The sequence below is a fragment of the Exiguobacterium sp. SH3S3 genome (assembly GCF_004337115.1).
Lineage (GTDB): Bacteria > Bacillota > Bacilli > Exiguobacteriales > Exiguobacteriaceae > Exiguobacterium > Exiguobacterium aurantiacum_A.
This window is the reverse complement of the sequence record NZ_SJUU01000010.1, coordinates 22,945-40,620: the sequence shown is the minus strand read 5'-3', so window position 1 is coordinate 40,620 and position 17,676 is coordinate 22,945. Positions and strand designations below refer to the sequence as shown.

Below are 17,676 nucleotides of genomic sequence, written 5' to 3'. Positions count from 1 at the left end.
TGGTTTGGGAGAATTTTGGCATCTAAACGAGAAGAACCACCGACGTCACGAACGACGTTTGGGGGTTCTTCGACGTAGCCATAAAACATAAAGTCCGATTCCCGTGATCCACAGGAAGTGCATGTAGAGCGAATCAGTCAGCCCGACTCGATGCAAATGGACGAGATACACGGCATATAGGAATCCGGCAAGAAGCATCATCGTGAAATAAACGAGTTTCATGTGTCGTTCTCACCACTCCATTCAAGCTCATTCAAATGTTTCATGAACTGGAAAAACGAGACGACTAAGAAAAAGGCGGGCATAGACCAAATCCAGCCACTATAAAACGGACCTTGCCACAGTTCTAGAGAAATCAGACAAGCGAAACCGAGAGAAATGAGTGAAGCAAGTAGTCGCATAGTAAACCTCCAGAGTGTCGTTTGTCTATAGTACGCACCCAAACGCTAGAAGGTTCCTAAAAAAATCCATCCCGCGAAAGCGGAATGGATCACGTGCCACAAAACGTCTGATACGGATACGTCCGCTCTGGTCCCGGCGAGACGTAACGCCCGTAATCGGCTTCGTAGTCATACGGCTGACGCAACACGTCAAGCAAGGCGTTTGACGGACCGAAGTCACCTCGTTCGGCTGCCGTGATCGCTGATTCGACGTGATGGTTGCGCGGGATGACGGCCGGATTGTGTTGGCGCATAAGTCGCGTCACATCTTCGTCCGGAAGAGCTTGTTCAGCGAGACGTTTGCGCCATGCCGAAAGCCAGGCCTTCCCATCGTCACGCGACGCGAACGGAAGTGACTCCGTTTCTCCTAGCGTGAGCACGCGGAACGTGTTCGTGAAGTCGGCCTCGGTCTCCATCATAAGTCGGAGCAGTTCGTCCGTCAGCGCGTCGTCCTCGTCTTTTCGGACGTAGAGACCGATCTTATGGGCGAGGCCGGTGAAGTACGCTTGTTTATAAATCTCCGTATAATCGTTCAACAGCTTGTTGGCGATATCGACGGCAGCTTCCTGCGTGTCGGCGAGCAGCGGCAACAGTGTCTCGGCAAGCCGTGCCAAGTTCCACGACCCGATATACGGCTGATTCGCGTAGGCGTAACGTCCCTCGCGGTCGATCGAGCTGAAGACGGTGTGCGGATGGTACGAGTCCATAAAGGCGCACGGACCGTAGTCGAGCCCTTCGCCGCTGATGAACGTGTTATCCGTGTTCATGACACCGTGGATGAAGCCGACGAGTTGCCAGTCGGCGATCAGTTTCGCCTGACGTTCGATGACGCGTCCGAGGAACGTCTCGTAGCGGTCGGGACGACCTTCAAGGTCCGAGTCGTGACGACGGATCGCATAGTCGGCGAGGGCGGTGACGTCATCGATCGACCCGGCCGCGGCCGCATATTGGAACGTGCCGACGCGGATATGGCTCGAGGCGACGCGGGTCAGGACGGCACCGTGCTTCGGCCCTTGACGCATGACCGGCTCACCAGTCTTGACGACGGCAAGTGCCCGGTTCGTCGGGATACCGAGCGCGTGCATCGCTTCACTAATCAAATATTCGCGTACCATCGGCCCGATGGCGGCCCGGCCGTCACCACCGCGCGAGTATTCGGTCGGTCCTGAGCCTTTCAACTGCACATCGACCCGTTTACCGTTCGCTGTGACGTGTTCGCCTAAGACGAGGGCCCGTCCGTCACCGAGCATCGTGAAGTTGCCGAACTGATGCCCGGCGTATGCTTGCGAGAACGACGTGTCGGTCTGCCGATTACCGGACAGGAGTGCCACGTCTTCTTTCAATGCATCAATATCGAGTCTGAGTGTCTCGGCGAGGGGTTCATTCAATAAGACGAGTTCTGGTTTGTCGACCGGGTTGATCGGCCCACGGTCGTAAAACATGTCACGAAGTTCGACGTATGTCGCTTCAAAGTTCCAACCTGTGTCTTTCATCTGAATTCCTCCTATCTCTGTTCGCTTCGAGTATAGCACAGCCGATTCTCTGCGTAGGCCTTCGTGAATTTTGGTAAGATGGGAAGGAAGTGTTAGAACAGGGGTGGGTTAAAGATGGAGACAAGACAAGACGTATTTGAATGGCTGAACGGACAACTGCGGTTCGGGATCAAGCCTGGATTGAATCGAGTCGAGTGGATGCTAAACGCGCTACAAATCGAGGAGTTGCCGTCGATTCACGTGGCCGGGACGAACGGGAAGGGATCGACCGTCGCGTTTTTGCGGGCGATGGCGATCGCTGAAGGGTTGAACGTCGGGACGTTCATCTCGCCGTACATCATCCAGTTCGAGGAGCGGATCATGTTGAACGGCGAACCGATTCACGAGGTTGATCTCGTCCGTATCGCGAACCGTGTCCGTGACCGTGCCGATGAGTCGCCAGAGACGTTGACCGAGTTTGAACTGCTGACGGTCATGGCGTGGTTGTACTTCCATGAACAGCAACCGGACCTCGTCATTTGGGAAGTCGGTCTCGGGGGCCGGCTCGATTCGACGAACGTGTTGAAGCGACCGCTCGCGACGATCGTGACGTCGATCGGGCACGACCACCAAGGCATACTCGGCGATACGCTCGCAGAGATCGCCATGGAGAAGTTCGGCATCATGAAACGAGGTGTCCCGATGTTCCATAGTTTGGACGATGCGCAGTTGATCACGTTGCTCGAACAACAAGGGCGGACGATGGAGGCACCGGTGCATGCGGTCACGCCGCTCATCGAGTCGATCGAGGATGGAGTGGACACGGTCGTTACGTATGAAGGACTGCCTGCTGTGACGCTCGGCTTGACGGGTCATCATCAAGCCTACAACGGAGCGTGCGCCGTCGCCGTCGCCCGCCATCTCGGGTGGAAGACCGAGGCGATATTGATAGGGCTTGAGACGGCACAACATCCGGGGCGCTATGAGCTCATTTCAAAAGAGCCGCGTATCATCTTAGACGGAGCGCATAACGCGGAAGGGATTGCTGCCTTGGTCGAGCAGTTGAGGCTTGAAGTCGACGTGACCGTACTTGCCGCGACTCTTACCGACAAGGACCGTGAAGCGATAATCAAATCGTTAGAAGATGTCGCGACCGTGTATGAGACGACGTTCGACTTCCCGCGATCACGGACGAAAGATAGCCTAATCGAAGACGGGGCCCGTTACGTCGAGTGGCAAGACTGGTTGGCGGATTGGCTCGAGGCACCGGTATCATCGACGCTCGTCGTCACCGGGTCACTCTACTTTATCAGTGAAGTCAGAACCTATTTCCAAAGTTTGAAAAAAACTGCTTGTGAAGAGGAAGAAAAAGGGGTATGAATTAACTGAAGAAGTGTGATGACAAACCTACTGGAGGCACAACGATGAAGAAGCAGCTAAGATCCAAGTACGGGTTCCTCATATTGATTGGGGTGGTATTGTTGTTGTTCGCGTATACGTCGACGTTTGCGAATAACGGCAGAGGAAACGGGAAAGGCAATGGTGGCAGTAACGGCAACAATCAAGGCACTGTTTTCCAGACAAAGATTGAGGATGAGACGATTCGGACTGTCACGCCGGAAGCTGTGCTCATAGGGGACAGTTTTGATTTGACGTATGACTTGTCACTGAATAACATTCTTGATTTTGAAAGCGGTCCGAACATCAATTCCTACAAATATGTGGAGTGGGCAGTCAAGGTTGAAGAAACAATTCCGGAAGGATTGACTGTAGTTGTCCCACCTTCCAATGTTCATAATTTGAAGTTCGATTCTGGAACGCGTCTTTTGACGGGAACGATTAATATTATATGCGGTAAAAAAAATTCTGCCCTCACATCTTGTAACGAATATAAGAATGCAGCGTTTTCTGACTTTATCACAGTCAAATTGATTGCAGATAAGAAAGGTAGTTATACCTTTACTAACGGACGATACGCTTATTCGTTGGAGGCTGACCATTCAGGAAATGGGAACGGCGCACAAAAACACGATCGCTCATTCACTGACGAAGGCAGCGGCTTTACAAAAACGACAGTGATGGTTGAAGAACTGAACATCAATGTTCCGACTGGAACGACGATGTATTTAGGAAATTCAAAAACGATAGAAGCTAAGTTGTCGACTGTAAATGCGGCGATCCCACCAAATGCGAAACTTACTTGGGAAATTGATAAAGCTAGTTTTGTAAGTCAGACGAATTCAACGAATCAAAGCGTTACGCTAAAAGCGTTGGATGTGGGTGAAGCGAATGTGAAGGCCGTCTATGAATACGCGAACGGGCAAAAAGTTAAATCGAATGATATGAAGGTAGTCGTAAAACTACCCGATTTATCATTAACTACAAATGATCAAGAACTCTGGGTATACAAAAATGAAGCAGGAACGTTGGTGAAACAACAGGCTTTATTGACATTGGAACAATTAGTGGAGAATAAGCAAGCACTTAATAATCCGCTCGATGTCGTCTGGTCCGTCGATGCTACAGCGTTAAGCATCGCGTCGAGCCAAAATACGACAGCGACGGTTCAAGCCGAGCACGGAAGTAACGGTAACGTAGCGATCGCCGCCAAGTTAAAAGATTACTTAGGCCAGACGAAAACTTCGCTTATCAATGTAAAAGAATATCCGCAGCGTGTCTCCACACCGAACGTCGTCCTCTATATGTCAGATAGCCCTTACAGCTACCCGGTCAAGTTCTGGCCTGAGACGGCAAACGTCACGGGCTACGGATTGACCGTCCTAGAAGGGGCCGATGTGCTCAAAGCGGAAGACGGCGTATTGCAACTCATCAAACCAGGTATCGCCAAGGTTGGTCTCGTCACGCAAGACGTCAGCGCCTCATTCTCGAACGGGGACGGACCGGACGTGATCAGTCAAACGTTCTACGTCCGCGTCAAAGCAGGCACTGATCCGAACCCTGGCATCAAAGATCCTTCCGGCGATTTCTACTAATCTGTAAGCACGAAAAGAAGCTGCTCAACGTTGAGCAGCTTCTTTTTTATCGTCTCACTTGTTGGCCGACAAACAACTGGAGCTGATTCGTGACAGGTAACGTATCGATTTGACGGAACACGCCTTCATTGTATTCCATGACGAGCCGCGATTTGTTGACGTCCGGAGAGGCGTCGACGTTACCCGGAGCGAAGTACGCTTGTTTATTTGCCTGTTGCGGTAATGATTTGAACGATCCGCGGAACGTGTTCACTTCGAGCGGTCCTTTGCTGTATAGACCGCCTTTCAGGTTGACGATCGAGCCGACGGAGTACAATCGAGTCGGTTCTGTCGAGGCGCTGTACATGAACGCCTGAAGCGTCGATGAGCTGTCTTGGAATTCGTTGATTCGGTTCAACAAGATCTTACCTTCTGCCAACAGGACGAGCGAACTGTCATTGGCGCCAGTTGCGACCGGTAATAGATCGGCCCGGTCGATGAACGCATCACCTAACGCATAGACGGTCGTGTTGAAGGCGACTTTGCCGCGAATCGTCAAGTTGCCATTGATGATGAGTGGACGGCTGATTGTGATCGTGTCCAAAGCATCGATTGTCACGTCCCCGTTCAAGAGGAGCGGGACGTTGCTGCTCGCAATCGATTTAGTTACTACCATCGGTCCGTTCACACCGACCGGGAGATTGACGACTTGCAACGTCTGAATCGCGTTGAGCTTACTGGAATCGATAAACTCGGTCCAGCGCTCAAGCGGTTTCGGATTACCTTCAACGACATACGTCTGTTTGAGGAACGGCGCGAATGTCGATGTAGGGACGGCCGCACTTTGAAACAGCGTTTGCTGCGGCGGGTCCGTATACGGAAGTTTCGAGGCCCCGTTCCGATACCGGTTGGCGAATTGAATGACCGAGTAGTCTAGGTTGAACCGGGAGAAACTACTTTCGACGGGACCGATCTCAGGACGGTGATTCACGCCTGGGGTGATCGAGTTCGTGAAATAGTTCGGCGCATCGCAACCGCCGCACGTCGACGCGTTGCCGAGGTCGATGCGGCCGTCGAGATAAAACCGACTCGTGTCACTGTTCTTCAACGTATCAATTTTATTCTCAAGTTGATACGTTGCGTCGCGGTTTAAAGCGAGCTTTGTTCCGGCAAACAAGTCGCCCTCGATTTTAGGAGGACCGTTGACCGTCAATTTGTCGTCCGAACCGAGGACGTAATAAAGGAACGACGGCAGCGCCGTCAAGTACACTTCTTGGCTATACGTGCTCGTCTGCATCGGTTGTTCCGGCTTCGCTTTCGTCGTCCCGGTCGCCGAAAGCGTCAGCACGGTCGTGAACGGTGCGTTCGTTTCGTCGGACGTGGAGCGTGTGATCGAGTAGCGGATGTCGTTGTCGCCCGATTGGCGGGTGCCCGTGTAAGCGATGTTATTTTTTAGCACGGTCTCGACTTTTGCCTGGAACAGTTGTTGATTCTCCATATAGTTTTTTACCTCATCTTCGCCGTGCAGCGGGAACTCGGTGCGCAAATCAGCGACGAGCACGTCGAGCACGCCTTTGACGTCGGTCTCGAGCTGCGTCTCGTCGACACGGATGTTCGTCTGCTTGTTCGTGGCCAAGTTCACTTGAATGGCCGCGAGCGACAGGACGGCGAGCGCGGCCATCGTCACGAGGACGAGGATGAGGACGTAGCCTCGTTCATCTTGCTTCATAAGCGGTCCCTCACTTTTCAAAATGGAATGGTACTCGTGAACGTCTTGGCGAGCGTGGCATCTTCGCGCGGTGCGAGCGTCACTTTGACTTCAATCAAACCAGCCGTGATATACGATTCGCGCCCGCTTCTCGGATCGGCTACTTCATTTTGAATGTCGATATCGATAGCTTGCAGGACGATATCCGGATTGGTAGACGTAAAGTCAGACGGTTGCAACAGGAGGACCGCGTCCGCCTCGTAATCGCCTTGACGGTAAAGAATCCCTTCCGTCGAGATGCGCGGGGCGTACAGGCGATGGAACGAATAGGTATCACCATTTACAGTCAGCGCGTCGAACTCGGTCTGGTTAATGTCGCGTAAGACGCTCGTGACGATGTAGTCGGCTTCGCTACGGAGCGAGCTTGTGTCGTTCGTCAGGCGAAATCCGAGCGTGCCCGATAAAAAGACGCTGATGACGATCCCGGCAAAGATGGCGGAGATGACGAGTGCGAGGAGCAGCTCGACGAGCGTGACGCCGTCTTCACGGTCCCGGATTTTCCGGAACATCGGTTTCAGGGAACTTGTCTTGAAGCGTCGCATTTGTCACCACTCCTTTCAAATTGATCGGCTGCAACAGCGTCTCGGACGCGACCGTGATCTCCACATTGACGAGGTCGGCGACAGGCTCGTTCCCAGGAGACGTGATCGTCACTTCAAAGTCACGACCGTTGATCGAGACGGCGCACAAGTCACATTGATTGGACAGATTTACCTTCAACTTAGAAACTTCGATTGGTTCTCGCGTCTCGGCCGCTCGACGTTTGAGCGTGTTCAGCGTGTTTTGAGCAACTTGATTGGCCACGGTGCGGTCCAAGTCGGACGAGGTGACGCGTAAACTTTGGGTGAAGATGTTCATCATGGCGAGCGCTAAGATTGACACGACAACCATCGACACGAGTACTTCGACGAGCGTAAAACCTTTTTCAGAACGGGCCAACGCATTGACCTCCTTTTCAAATATAATAAAATACTAGGAAAAAAGCGTATGATTACCTAAAAAAATGTTAATTTCTATCCAATGCATATTATACTAAAGTTAGAGGACAAACGGATAGTAAATCGGAAGTCTCATTTTACATAGGGGGAATCGGAATGAAGCATTATGGGATGCACTTTTTCATCCTGACATGTCTTGTGTTGCTCGTGTCGTTACCGACAATCGGGCTCGTCAACTATCTCGACGCGTCAGCGAAGACGAGTGCTACATATAAAGACACACGTGTCGCCGGGATCGACATATCGGGGATGACAAAAGAAGAGGCGGTCGTCCGTCTCGATAATGCCGTCAAAGACTTCGCGAACGCACCGTTCACGGTCACGCTCGTCGACGGGACGGCGCTCGAGGTCGGGAAAGACGTCGTATCATTCAACATCGACGACACGCTCAAAGCGGTATCGGGACCAGGGGACTATCCGCTCATCACATCAGTCGATGAAGAGCGGATGGCTCCGTACTTAGAGAACCAACCCGTCACGATGACGATGGTGACACCACCGCTCGTCGCCTCGGCGTCTAAGTTCGATTCGAACGTCGCCCTTGAGATGGTCGCGGCGGAGAACGAAGTCGTCGCGTCGATGACGATTAGTCCGACGCCGGCAATGCGCTCGGCGTTAGAACGGATGAACGGATTTGAAATGGATGCAGGCGACATGTTCAGCTTGAAGTCGTTCGGGGAAGATTTTGAAGCACTCACGCCGCTCGGTTCGTCTCTCTATAAATTGTTTGCGGCGACTCCGTTCAAAGTGCTCGAGCGCGTCCCGCATGAAGTGCTTCCGAGCGGCATCGAGCTCGGCTACGACGTCAAAATCGATGCCGGCTCGAACTTCGCCGTCCAAAACACGGAACAATCGTCTTACGCCATCATCGTCCTAGATGAAGGGAACGTGATGACGGTGCAACTGCTTGGGAAAGCGTTCGTCGGCGCGTATGAATCGCGGGTCGAAGAAGTCGCAATCGTGCCATACCAGAACGTGATCCGCTTCTCCCCATCACTCCCGGCCGGAAGTTCGTCAGTGACGCAATCCGGTCAAACTGGAGAGTCAGGGAAGTTGTATCGCATCCGTGTCACCGAGGCAGGCGAGACGCGTGAACTGTTGGGCTTTGACTTCTATGAGCCGGTACCGGAGATCGTGACGAAAAGTTCGGTCCCGCTACCGCCGCCAGAACCGGTTGAACCGGTCATTCCGACGTTCCCGGACGAAACACTGGACGACAATCCGTTTAATGACGATATAGAAGACGACGGATTGAATGAATTTGAAGAGCAACCGCCGGTGGACGAGGATGTCCCGGCGTCTAGCGAGGAGGCAGTCGGATGATCGGATATGTAATACTGCTCGCCTTTTGGGTGCTGGCCACGTTGACCCTGTTTGCCTTGTCGATCCCATACGTACGGAAGCGCGAGACGAAACTCGTCGTGTCGGTACTTGTGGCCGTGTTATCGCTCGGTATGTATATGCTGTATGCGGAATCGCTTGAACGGACGTGGTGGGCTTGGCTCCTCATCGTCATCGGTTTAGCGGGCGGCGCAGCGTTGAGCGTCTTCATTGAACAGCGAGACGTCGAGCAGGAGGTACCTCAGAGGATGGTGAAGTAAGGTGAGACGAACGAAAAAACGATTGGGCGAGATGTTGATCGAGGCTGGATTGATTACGAACGAGCAACTCGACGAGGCGCTCGCCCAAAAACGGCGAGGCGAAAAACTCGGCGATGCACTCATGCGGTTGCACTATTTGACCGAGACACAATTGATTCAAGTGCTTCATGAACAACTAGACGTGCCAATCATCGCACTATATTCGCAAGACATTAACGTCACCGTCACAAAACTCGTGCCAAAAGCGATTGCCCAAAAGCACGACATCATGCCGATTGAATTACAGGGGAACACGCTATTCGTTGCGACGGCGGATCCCCTTGATTTGATTGCGATCGATGACGTCCGGTTACAGACCGGGATGAATATCGAAGTTGGCATTGCGACGCGGGAACAAATTCGGAAGACGATCAGCCGGTATTACGAAATGGACGCCTCGCTCATCGAGATTTTAAAAGATGAGGCGCCGGAATTCGAGCGGCAAGACACGGCATCGCGCGACGATGCCCCGGTCATTCGGCTCGTCAACCAGCTGTTTTTGAGCGCGATCGATCAACGGGCGTCGGATATCCATTTCGATCCGCATGAGAAGCAACTGCACGTCCGCTTCCGCGTCGACGGCGACTTGCGCACGGAAGCAATCTATCCAAAGAAAATTCAAAGCGTCATGCTGACGCGACTTAAAGTGATGAGTAACCTAGACATCACGGAAAGCCGGCTGCCCCAAGATGGACGGATCAAGTATACGCTGCGCGACCGCCCGTACGATTTCCGCGTCTCGACGCTCCCGACGATGTACGGCGAAAAGATCGTCATCCGGGTGCTCGATTCCTCACAAGGGTTGACCGACTTGACGAAACTCGGGTTCGGCGACCATAACGAGATGTTGTATCGCGACATGTTGAAGCGGCCGAACGGCATTATTTTGATCACAGGGCCGACCGGTTCGGGTAAATCGTCGACACTGTACGCATCGCTCAAAGAACTGAATGACGAGTCGAAGAACATCATCACGGTCGAAGATCCGGTCGAGTATCAACTTGACGGCATCAACCAAGTCCAAGTCAATGCAAAAGTGGGCCTCACGTTCGCATCCGGTCTCCGCTCGATCCTCCGCCAAGACCCGAACATCGTCATGGTCGGGGAGATCCGGGACACCGAGACGGCCGAGATTGCGATTCGGGCCTCACTCACCGGACATTTGGTCTTATCGACGCTCCATACGAACTCGGCGATCAGCTCGATCACCCGCCTCGTCGATATGGGGGTCGAACCGTTCCTCGTCGCGGCTTCAACGTCCGGCCTCGTCGCCCAGCGCCTCGTCCGCCGCGTCTGTCGCGACTGTGGTCATGAGCAACCGGTCTCGAAACGGGAGCAAGAACTGTTCGATGCCGAACGTGTGGCGATCACGCGCGTCATTCGCGGAAACGGGTGCGCGTCGTGTAACTTTACAGGCTATCGTGGGCGACTCGCCATCCATGAAGTCGTGCCGATTGATGAAGAGTTGCGTCGTTTGATCATGAACCAAGCGACCGAGGCCGAGATGGTCGAGCAAGCGAAACGAGCCGGGGCCCGGTTCTTGCTCGCCGACGGTCTCGAGAAAGTCGCGCAAGGTTTGACGACGACCGAGGAAATACTGAGAACAGTCATAACGGAGTGAACCTATGATCCATCAATCAATCGAAGCGATTTTAACGAAAGCGGTCGAACAACGTGCCTCAGACATTCATCTGACCGCGGGTTCGCCACCGATTTTCCGGATTGACGGCAGTCTGATCACGATGGGCGAGGAGAAAGTGCTTCCCGTCCACATCGAAGGATACTTGCAGGAAATCATGACCGACGAGATGCGAGGCCGCCTCGAGATCCAACGCGACCTCGACTTCTCGTTCGGAGTGCCCCGCGTGTCGCGCTTCCGCGTCAACGCCTACTATCAACGTGGCACGATCGCCATCGCGTTTCGTTCCATTTCCGGGGAAATCCCGACGTTGAACGAGCTCAATTTACCGCCGGTGCTCAAGCGGCTCATCGAGAAACCACACGGGTTGATCCTTGTGACCGGACCGACGGGGTCGGGGAAATCGACGACGCTCGCGGCGATGATCCATGAGATCAACCGGACGCAGCGAAAGCGCATCATCACGCTCGAAGACCCGATCGAATATTTACATACGCACGATCAGAGCATCGTCGACCAGCGGGAGATCGGCTCGGACGTCATGAAGTTCGTGAGCGGCCTGCGGGCGGCGCTCCGCCAAGACCCGGACGTCATCTTGCTCGGGGAGATGCGCGACTTAGAGACGATCTCGACGGCGATGACCGCCGCTGAGACCGGTCACCTTGTCATGGCGACACTCCATACGTCGAGTGCGATGTCGACCGTCAGCCGGATCATCGACGCCTTCCCGGCCGAACAACAAGACCAAATCCGGACCCAACTCGCCAACGTGTTGCTTGGGGTCGTCAGTCAACGCCTGTTCCCGCGTGTCGACGTGCCGAAGGGTCGGGTCGCGGCGATGGAGATCATGATCGGCAATGCTGCCGTCGCCAACTTGATCCGGAACGAGAAGGAGTTTCAGCTCCCGACCGTCATCCAGACGAACCGGCAGAACGGGATGCAATCGATGGAAATGTCGATCGAACAGCTGATCCGTCAAGGGGTCATCAATCCAAGCGCCGTGCCAAGCGAAGAAATGAGGTGAGACTATGGCCATCTTTCAATACGAAGGAAAACTGCTGAACGGGAAGCGCAAGAAAGGGCGGATCACCGCCGTGTCGCTCCGGGAAGCTAAAGATAAACTTCGGCAAGAGTCGATTCTCGTCACTGACTTGTCCGAACTCGAGTCGACCGGACTGAACACGGAAGTCAACTTATTGCCGGAACGCGTCAAGATCGAACATTTGATCATGTACGTCCGTCAGTTCGCCACGCTCATCCGGGCCGGCGTCCCGATCGTCCGGGCGACGTCGATTTTGCGCGTCCAGACGGAGTCGAAGCTGTTGAAGAAGACGCTCAGCCAAGTCGAGGACGACCTTCGAGAAGGGATCGCCTTCTCGGAAGCAATCAAAAAACATCCGCGCGTGTTCTCGAACTTCTTTAGCTCGATGGCGCTCGCGGGTGAGGCGAGCGGTAACTTAGAAGAAGCGCTCGACCAAATCGGGCTGCAGCTTCAGAAACAGTACGATATTAAACGTAAAGTCATCTCGGCGCTCACGTATCCGCTCGTCGTCTCAATTGTCGCAATCGGCGTCGTCGCTTTCCTGATGGTGAACGTCGTGCCGACGTTCGCGAGTATTTTCGGACAGCTCGGTGGTGAGCTCCCGCTCATCACCCGGATCGTCGTCGCCGTCTCAGACTTCGTCGCCGCCTATTGGTGGTTGCTGTTCGGTGGCGCCTTGCTCGGCGTCCTCCTGTTCTCGTGGATGTTGAAGCGCGACAAAGAACGGTTCTTGATCGACGGGTTGTTGCTGAAGATGCCGATTTTCGGACCGATTGTCCTAAAGTCCCAGATCGCGCTCTTGACGCGAAGTTTGGCCGTCTTGTTACAAGCGGCCGTGCCGATCTTGTCAGCGATCGAGATCACGGAGAAGATCGTCTCGAACCGGGTCATCCGTAAAGGGCTCGGGCAGGCGCGCAATATGATGGCGCAAGGGATCCCGCTCCATGAACCGCTCGAACGGAACCCGAACTTCCCGCCGCTCATGACACAAATGATTGCCGTCGGCGAGGAGAGCGGCGATTTAGATTCGATGTTGAACGAAGTCGCCGAGTTTTATGAGACCGAGGTCGAGACGACGACAGACCGGTTGAAGTCGATCATCGAGCCGCTGTTGATCGTCGTGTTGGCCAGTATTGTCGGGGTCATCGTCATCGCCATCGTCGTCCCGATGTTCCAAATTTATGGCGACATCCAAAATCAGTAGAAAATTCTTAGTTTATGCATATAAACTACTTTTCAACTCCATATTTTGAATGTATAGTAAAATTGTACTACTTGTTTTAGTACTACGGTAATGAATCCAGCACAAAATACAGCAAAACACACAAAAGGGGAGAATCAGTCATGTTAGAAAAAATGAATTTGATTTGGCAAGATGCGAAACAATTAAAAGATGAGCGCGGGCTCACACTCGTCGAGTTACTCGTCGTCGTCGTTATTTTAGGGATTATCGCAGCCATCGCCGTTGTCGCGATCGGTGGGATTATCGAGAACTCGAAGAAGGATGCGATGGTTGCTGATGCGAAGCAGATGGTGAGTGCGGCAAAAATTCATACAGCTTCAAGCCCTTTAGCTTCTGGAGCTACGCAGACAATGGAATTTGTTTTGCCAATTACTACTGGGAATATTGACGGCACAAAATACGTTAATAAGCTTCAAGATCCTTTTGGTACTAACTATTCATTGGCCAATGTAACAATATCTGAATCTGCTGGTAAGTATACTTATAAAGTTGCTTTAAAAGGAAAAAAAGAATTTAAAAAAGGAACTGAAACAGTGGTAACCGAGGAAGAAATCGTAAAAGAGAATATCAATTAATATCATCCTCCGGCTGGCGCTGGGCTCTCGCTCAGCCTAGCCGGTTTTCTATTTTTGGCATATACTTACAAGTAAGGAAGTGACCAGTCTTGGTTGACCTCATTGGACTCATTTACAGCATCGTGCTCGGGATGATCATCACCTCGTTCACAAACGTCGTCGGGCTCCGCGTGCCACGCAAACAGTCGATCGTGTCGCCACGGTCGCATTGTCCGTCGTGCGGACACGTCTTGTCCGCTTGGGAACTCATCCCGGTGTTCGGTTACATATTGTTACGCGGCAAGTGCCGCGGCTGTGGCGGACGGATCGCGCCGACGTACCCGCTGTTCGAACTGCTCGGGGCGGTCGGTTACGGCTATAGCTTTTGGCTGTACGGATTCTCCGGGACGACGTTGCTCGCGTTCGTCTTCTTATCGACGCTACTCGCACTGGCGATGTCAGATTTGTCGACGATGCTCGTGCCGAACGTGATTCTTATGTTTGCGGCACCACTACTGCTCATCCTCGCTTATGCGTCCGGAGCGACGTGGTGGAGCCCGCTCGCCGGGGCCGCGCTCGGATTTTCTGTCCTCGCCACTGTTTTTTTCGTCTCAAAAGGGGGACTTGGGGCCGGCGATGTCAAACTATTTACAGTGATCGGGCTCGTGCTCGGACCACGTGACGTCTTGGTCGCCTTGTTTTTAGCGAGCTTGATCGGAGCAGTCGTCGGACTGTTGCTTATCGGACTGAAACGGATCGGCCGCAAGCAACCGATCCCGTTCGTCCCGTCAATCGCACTCGGTACGATGCTGACATTTTGGTTCAGCGAACGTTTTTTTGATTGGTATTTTGATTTGATGTAGGGGGAAACGAGCATGAGCCGGGCTATAGAAAAAGGAACGGTCGCGTACTTCTCGTTCGATGCGCTCAGCATCCACGGGGCCGTGATTAAACAAGGCGTCTTTAAACGAAGCGCTTCCGTCCAGTTGGCGAAAGGTGCCTATGCGGAAGGATTGATTCAAGACGAGAACGCGTTCGGACTCGCCTTTGACGAGTTGTGCCGTAAAATAAAAGTCAGAAAAGGGATGGTGTGCGCCGTCGATATGGCGGAGACGGAAGTGCTGTCCCGCAAAGTCGAGATTCCATCGAACATCCCGAAAGACGAGATCCGTGGCTATTTGTTCATGGAGATCGGCAGCTCGATCATCTTGCCGTTCGACGACGTCGCCTTCGACTACGAAGTGCTCGGCGAGACGGACATGAAGACCGAGGTCATGTTGCACGCCGTCTCGGTCGATTTGACGAAAGCGATCCGCGCCTACATGAAGAAACGCGGCTTCGCCTTGAAAAAAATCGTCCCGCGTCCGATCGCGATCGCGAACGGGGTGTCTCGACTCGAGACGCTCGACCCGCTCAAGTCGACGCTATTGTGGCACGTGACACCGTTCGCGCACCAACTGCTCGTCCTCGAGGAAGGGCAGGTCCGCTTCATCCGTGCCATCGAGAATGACTTATCGTATCGTGCTGACACGACAGACGGCATCGTTACATATACGTTCAACGGCTCAAACGAGGCGTTAGCGAATCGGACCGATGAATGGTTGAACGAGCTCGCTCGTTTCCTCGACTTCTACCGTTACTCGCTCCGTACGGACGGACGCCCAATCGACGAACTGATCATCTCCGGGACGGTCCCTGAACTCGATGACCTCGTCCGGACGATCGAACTGGAATCGATGGTCCCGATCAAACGCATCGATGACCCGTTGCCATTGTCGCACGCGACGCCGCTCTCGCATCAGATGTTGCCGCTTCTCGGGATGGCGACGCTCGACCGCGACCATGACGCCAACTTCATCAATGCGACCGACGTGACGCTGCGTTGGCCGATCGTCGCGAGTCTGGCCGCTTTATTGATCGGCGGCGGACTGACCGGCTATCTTTATTACGAAGTGAACGGAATCGAACAGGACAAAGCACAAGTCAACGAACAGTTACAGCTCGTCCGCATCTACCAGACCGAACAAGTGAACTCGAAAGGTCAACAAGTCATCTCGCTCGAACAGACGGTGACCGCGCTGACGACTGAAGAGAAGCAGGCGGTCCCGGCGCTCCGTGCGCTGACCGAACAGTTGCCGCCGACGGGTTACGTCTTGACGTACAACTACGCCGACGGTTCGCTCATGAGCGTCCGGACCCAGTTTGAGACGTTACCTGACTTGAACGCGTTCCAACGAGCGCTGTTGAACGATCCACGGTTCGATAATGTTAAACTGCTCGGCGTGACGACCGAGACGAAAGCAGAGACGGATCAAGACACGGAAACTGATACGGGGACATCGGTTCTCAATGCGTCAGATGAACCGCTCCCACGCTATATCGGAGAGTTTACGTTCACGTTCATCGATACCGAACCTGAGACGCCTGAAAGCGAGACGGAACAACCCGAGGAAGATGAGGAGGTAGTGAGCGAATGAAACGTTCAACGATTTATTTGATCTTTACAATTTGTTTGTTCGCAGCCATCGCCGTCCCGTCGTACTTCGGCTACCAGTACTTTATCAACCAAGGTGAATTGAAGGCGCTCGAGCGCGAGCTGTCACTCGAACAGACGAAGCTCGAACTGTTGCGCCAAGAAGGCGAAGTCGTCGACGTCGCCGACTCGCAGCGCTTGCAGACACGCGTCCCGACGGAGCCGGCGCTCGATACGGTCGTCGAGACGTTATCGCAAGCGAGCCAGCTGTCTGACGTGCGCGTGACGAGCATCGCTTTCGCGGACGGACTCATCGCCGAATCGGAAGTGCCGGAACCGATCGCCGAACCGGAACCGAACGATGTGAGCGCGACGGCCGAGCCGGCTGAACCGGTCGAAATCACACCGGTCAACGCCTCGTCCGTCCGCTCGACGGTGTCGCTCCAAGCGGAGACGTATGAGGCGCTCGTCCTCTTCCTCGAGTCGGTCGAGTCGATGAACCGGATCCATATTTTGCGGACCGTCCAGTTCACGGGACCTGCCGAAACGGGCCCGAACACGACCGAACCGGCCGCACCGCTCGACTTCACGGTCGAACTCGATGCGTTTTACCGGCCCGACCTCGATCAACTCGTCCCGGACCGCTACGTGCCGACGCAGACGTTCCCACGAAAAGATATCCCGGTGTACGATTACACGACACCGTAAACGAGCGTCCCTTCGAAAAGAAGGGACGTTTTTTTTGGCGTCTTGGATTGTGTTCGGGTGACGCTTTGCCTACAATCAACAGAGAAGCGTGAAACGGCAAGGAAGCCCGTTTCGAAAGTATGGAAGGAGTCGATACAATGAACACAACACAGAAACGTGTCATCCTCGCCTCGATGTCACCGCGGCGGACCGAGTTGTTGAAACAAGCCGGCATTTTGCACGAGGTGATCCCGTCAAACGTCATCGAAGGAACCGACGGACGTGAGCATCCGGACGAGTACGTCGGACGTCTCGCCCGTGAGAAAGCGATGGACGTCGCCCGAGACAACCGCGACGCGATTGTGATCGGGTCGGACACGGTCGTCGTCCTCGACGGAACGATTTTAGAGAAACCGAACGACCGCGATGACGCACGCCGGATGCTCGAGCACTTGTCAGGGGCGACCCATGAAGTGCTCACTGGCGTCAGCATCATCGGACCAGACCGGCACGACTTGTTCGTCACGACGACGCACGTCACGTTCATCGACATCCCGGAGTCTTGGCTCGACGGCTACCTCGATTCGTCGGAGCCGTATGACAAGGCCGGTGCCTACGGGATCCAAGGGTCGGGCGGTTTGTTCGTCGAACGGCTCGAAGGGGATTACTATAACGTCGTCGGCCTCCCGCTCCGGCCGCTCGTCGAGACGCTCGAGCGTCACGGGGTATCGCCGCGCTTTCTGTGAAT

General features: G+C 53.9%; 17 protein-coding genes. 12 read left to right on the top strand and 5 right to left on the bottom strand.

Annotation, left to right across the window (positions count from 1 at the left end; all coding sequences use genetic code 11):
- Positions 1-45 precede the first annotated feature (45 nt).
- Together EVJ28_RS14120 and EVJ28_RS10325 are read right to left on the bottom strand one after the other, a co-directional pair.
- Positions 46-222: a hypothetical protein gene (locus tag EVJ28_RS14120; protein ID WP_161566974.1), complete on the bottom strand. Its 177-nt coding sequence runs from the start codon at positions 220-222 to the stop codon at positions 46-48.
- A gap of 268 nt (positions 223-490) precedes the next feature.
- Positions 491-1,933 (bottom strand): protein adenylyltransferase SelO, encoded by a 1,443-nt coding sequence (locus EVJ28_RS10325; protein WP_131488853.1) that lies wholly within the window; start codon positions 1,931-1,933, stop codon positions 491-493.
- Between the two features lie 114 nt (positions 1,934-2,047).
- Here EVJ28_RS10325 and EVJ28_RS10320 point away from each other — a divergent pair, with 114 nt between their 5' ends.
- Positions 2,048-3,292 carry a bifunctional folylpolyglutamate synthase/dihydrofolate synthase gene (locus tag EVJ28_RS10320; protein WP_131488851.1) on the top strand — a complete coding sequence of 415 codons (1,245 nt, stop codon included), beginning with the start codon at positions 2,048-2,050 and terminating at the stop codon, positions 3,290-3,292.
- Positions 3,293-3,336: 44 nt separating this feature from the next.
- On the top strand, positions 3,337-4,905 hold the full coding sequence (locus tag EVJ28_RS10315) for a hypothetical protein (RefSeq protein WP_131488849.1): 1,569 nt from the start codon (positions 3,337-3,339) through the stop codon (positions 4,903-4,905).
- 46 nt (positions 4,906-4,951) lie between these two features.
- Here EVJ28_RS10315 and EVJ28_RS10310 read toward each other — a convergent pair whose 3' ends face one another.
- Genes EVJ28_RS10310 through EVJ28_RS10300 form a run of 3 tightly spaced genes read right to left on the bottom strand, consistent with a single transcriptional unit; the run spans position 4,952 to position 7,591 of the window.
- Positions 4,952-6,613 carry a hypothetical protein gene (locus EVJ28_RS10310; RefSeq protein WP_131488847.1) on the bottom strand — a complete coding sequence of 554 codons (1,662 nt, stop codon included), beginning with the start codon at positions 6,611-6,613 and terminating at the stop codon, positions 4,952-4,954.
- Between the two features lie 17 nt (positions 6,614-6,630).
- Positions 6,631-7,194, bottom strand: a complete 564-nt coding sequence (locus EVJ28_RS10305; RefSeq protein WP_236634130.1) for a PilW family protein — start codon at positions 7,192-7,194, stop codon at positions 6,631-6,633.
- The gene (locus EVJ28_RS10300; protein ID WP_131488845.1) at positions 7,136-7,591 is read right to left on the bottom strand and encodes a prepilin-type N-terminal cleavage/methylation domain-containing protein; all 456 of its coding nucleotides are present in this window, start codon (positions 7,589-7,591) and stop codon (positions 7,136-7,138) included. The genes EVJ28_RS10305 and EVJ28_RS10300 overlap by 59 nt, the downstream gene beginning before the upstream one ends.
- Positions 7,592-7,746: 155 nt before the next feature.
- Here EVJ28_RS10300 and EVJ28_RS10295 point away from each other — a divergent pair, with 155 nt between their 5' ends.
- The 10 genes from EVJ28_RS10295 to EVJ28_RS10250 all read left to right on the top strand — a co-directional run bounded on the left by EVJ28_RS10295 (position 7,747) and on the right by EVJ28_RS10250 (position 17,674).
- A complete protein-coding gene (locus EVJ28_RS10295; protein ID WP_236634129.1) occupies positions 7,747-8,973 on the top strand; it encodes a G5 domain-containing protein in 1,227 nt (408 codons plus the stop codon).
- Positions 8,970-9,251, top strand: coding sequence for a hypothetical protein (locus EVJ28_RS10290; protein ID WP_070327705.1), 282 nt, complete (start codon positions 8,970-8,972; stop codon positions 9,249-9,251). Before EVJ28_RS10295 ends, EVJ28_RS10290 begins: the two co-directional genes overlap by 4 nt.
- 1 nt (position 9,252) lies before the next feature.
- Positions 9,253-10,911: a GspE/PulE family protein gene (locus EVJ28_RS10285; protein ID WP_131488843.1), complete on the top strand. Its 1,659-nt coding sequence runs from the start codon at positions 9,253-9,255 to the stop codon at positions 10,909-10,911.
- A 4-nt stretch (positions 10,912-10,915) separates the two neighbouring features.
- Complete coding sequence (locus tag EVJ28_RS10280) at positions 10,916-11,953, top strand: type IV pilus twitching motility protein PilT (protein WP_083273986.1); 1,038 nt, start codon at positions 10,916-10,918, stop codon at positions 11,951-11,953.
- 4 nt (positions 11,954-11,957) lie between these two features.
- Positions 11,958-13,175, top strand: coding sequence for a type II secretion system F family protein (locus EVJ28_RS10275; RefSeq protein WP_070327704.1), 1,218 nt, complete (start codon positions 11,958-11,960; stop codon positions 13,173-13,175).
- A gap of 140 nt (positions 13,176-13,315) precedes the next feature.
- On the top strand, positions 13,316-13,789 hold the full coding sequence (locus EVJ28_RS10270; RefSeq protein WP_131488841.1) for a prepilin-type N-terminal cleavage/methylation domain-containing protein: 474 nt from the start codon (positions 13,316-13,318) through the stop codon (positions 13,787-13,789).
- Between the two features lie 89 nt (positions 13,790-13,878).
- Positions 13,879-14,631 carry a prepilin peptidase gene (locus tag EVJ28_RS10265; protein WP_131465483.1) on the top strand — a complete coding sequence of 251 codons (753 nt, stop codon included), beginning with the start codon at positions 13,879-13,881 and terminating at the stop codon, positions 14,629-14,631.
- 12 nt (positions 14,632-14,643) lie between these two features.
- Complete coding sequence (pilM, locus tag EVJ28_RS10260) at positions 14,644-16,245, top strand: pilus assembly protein PilM (protein WP_131488839.1); 1,602 nt, start codon at positions 14,644-14,646, stop codon at positions 16,243-16,245.
- Positions 16,242-16,949: a hypothetical protein gene (locus EVJ28_RS10255; protein ID WP_131469518.1), complete on the top strand. Its 708-nt coding sequence runs from the start codon at positions 16,242-16,244 to the stop codon at positions 16,947-16,949. Before pilM ends, EVJ28_RS10255 begins: the two co-directional genes overlap by 4 nt.
- Before the next feature lie 137 nt (positions 16,950-17,086).
- Positions 17,087-17,674: a Maf family protein gene (locus tag EVJ28_RS10250; RefSeq protein WP_236634128.1), complete on the top strand. Its 588-nt coding sequence runs from the start codon at positions 17,087-17,089 to the stop codon at positions 17,672-17,674.
- The last annotated feature ends 2 nt before the right edge of the window (positions 17,675-17,676 follow it).

Excerpts from the sequence above, each read along its gene's own strand:
- EVJ28_RS14120 (WP_161566974.1), bottom strand. The coding sequence starts at position 222 with ATGAAACTCGTTTATTTCACGATGATGCTTCTTGCCGGATTCCTATAT.
- EVJ28_RS10325 (WP_131488853.1), bottom strand. The coding sequence starts at position 1,933 with ATGAAAGACACAGGTTGGAACTTTGAAGCGACATACGTCGAACTTCGT.
- EVJ28_RS10320 (WP_131488851.1), top strand. The coding sequence starts at position 2,048 with ATGGAGACAAGACAAGACGTATTTGAATGGCTGAACGGACAACTGCGG.
- EVJ28_RS10315 (WP_131488849.1), top strand. The coding sequence starts at position 3,337 with ATGAAGAAGCAGCTAAGATCCAAGTACGGGTTCCTCATATTGATTGGG.
- EVJ28_RS10310 (WP_131488847.1), bottom strand. The coding sequence starts at position 6,613 with ATGAAGCAAGATGAACGAGGCTACGTCCTCATCCTCGTCCTCGTGACG.
- EVJ28_RS10305 (WP_236634130.1), bottom strand. The coding sequence starts at position 7,194 with ATGCGACGCTTCAAGACAAGTTCCCTGAAACCGATGTTCCGGAAAATC.
- EVJ28_RS10295 (WP_236634129.1), top strand. The coding sequence starts at position 7,747 with ATGAAGCATTATGGGATGCACTTTTTCATCCTGACATGTCTTGTGTTG.
- EVJ28_RS10290 (WP_070327705.1), top strand. The coding sequence starts at position 8,970 with ATGATCGGATATGTAATACTGCTCGCCTTTTGGGTGCTGGCCACGTTG.
- EVJ28_RS10280 (WP_083273986.1), top strand. The coding sequence starts at position 10,916 with ATGATCCATCAATCAATCGAAGCGATTTTAACGAAAGCGGTCGAACAA.
- EVJ28_RS10275 (WP_070327704.1), top strand. The coding sequence starts at position 11,958 with ATGGCCATCTTTCAATACGAAGGAAAACTGCTGAACGGGAAGCGCAAG.
- EVJ28_RS10270 (WP_131488841.1), top strand. The coding sequence starts at position 13,316 with ATGTTAGAAAAAATGAATTTGATTTGGCAAGATGCGAAACAATTAAAA.
- pilM (WP_131488839.1), top strand. The coding sequence starts at position 14,644 with ATGAGCCGGGCTATAGAAAAAGGAACGGTCGCGTACTTCTCGTTCGAT.
- EVJ28_RS10255 (WP_131469518.1), top strand. The coding sequence starts at position 16,242 with ATGAAACGTTCAACGATTTATTTGATCTTTACAATTTGTTTGTTCGCA.
- EVJ28_RS10250 (WP_236634128.1), top strand. The coding sequence starts at position 17,087 with ATGAACACAACACAGAAACGTGTCATCCTCGCCTCGATGTCACCGCGG.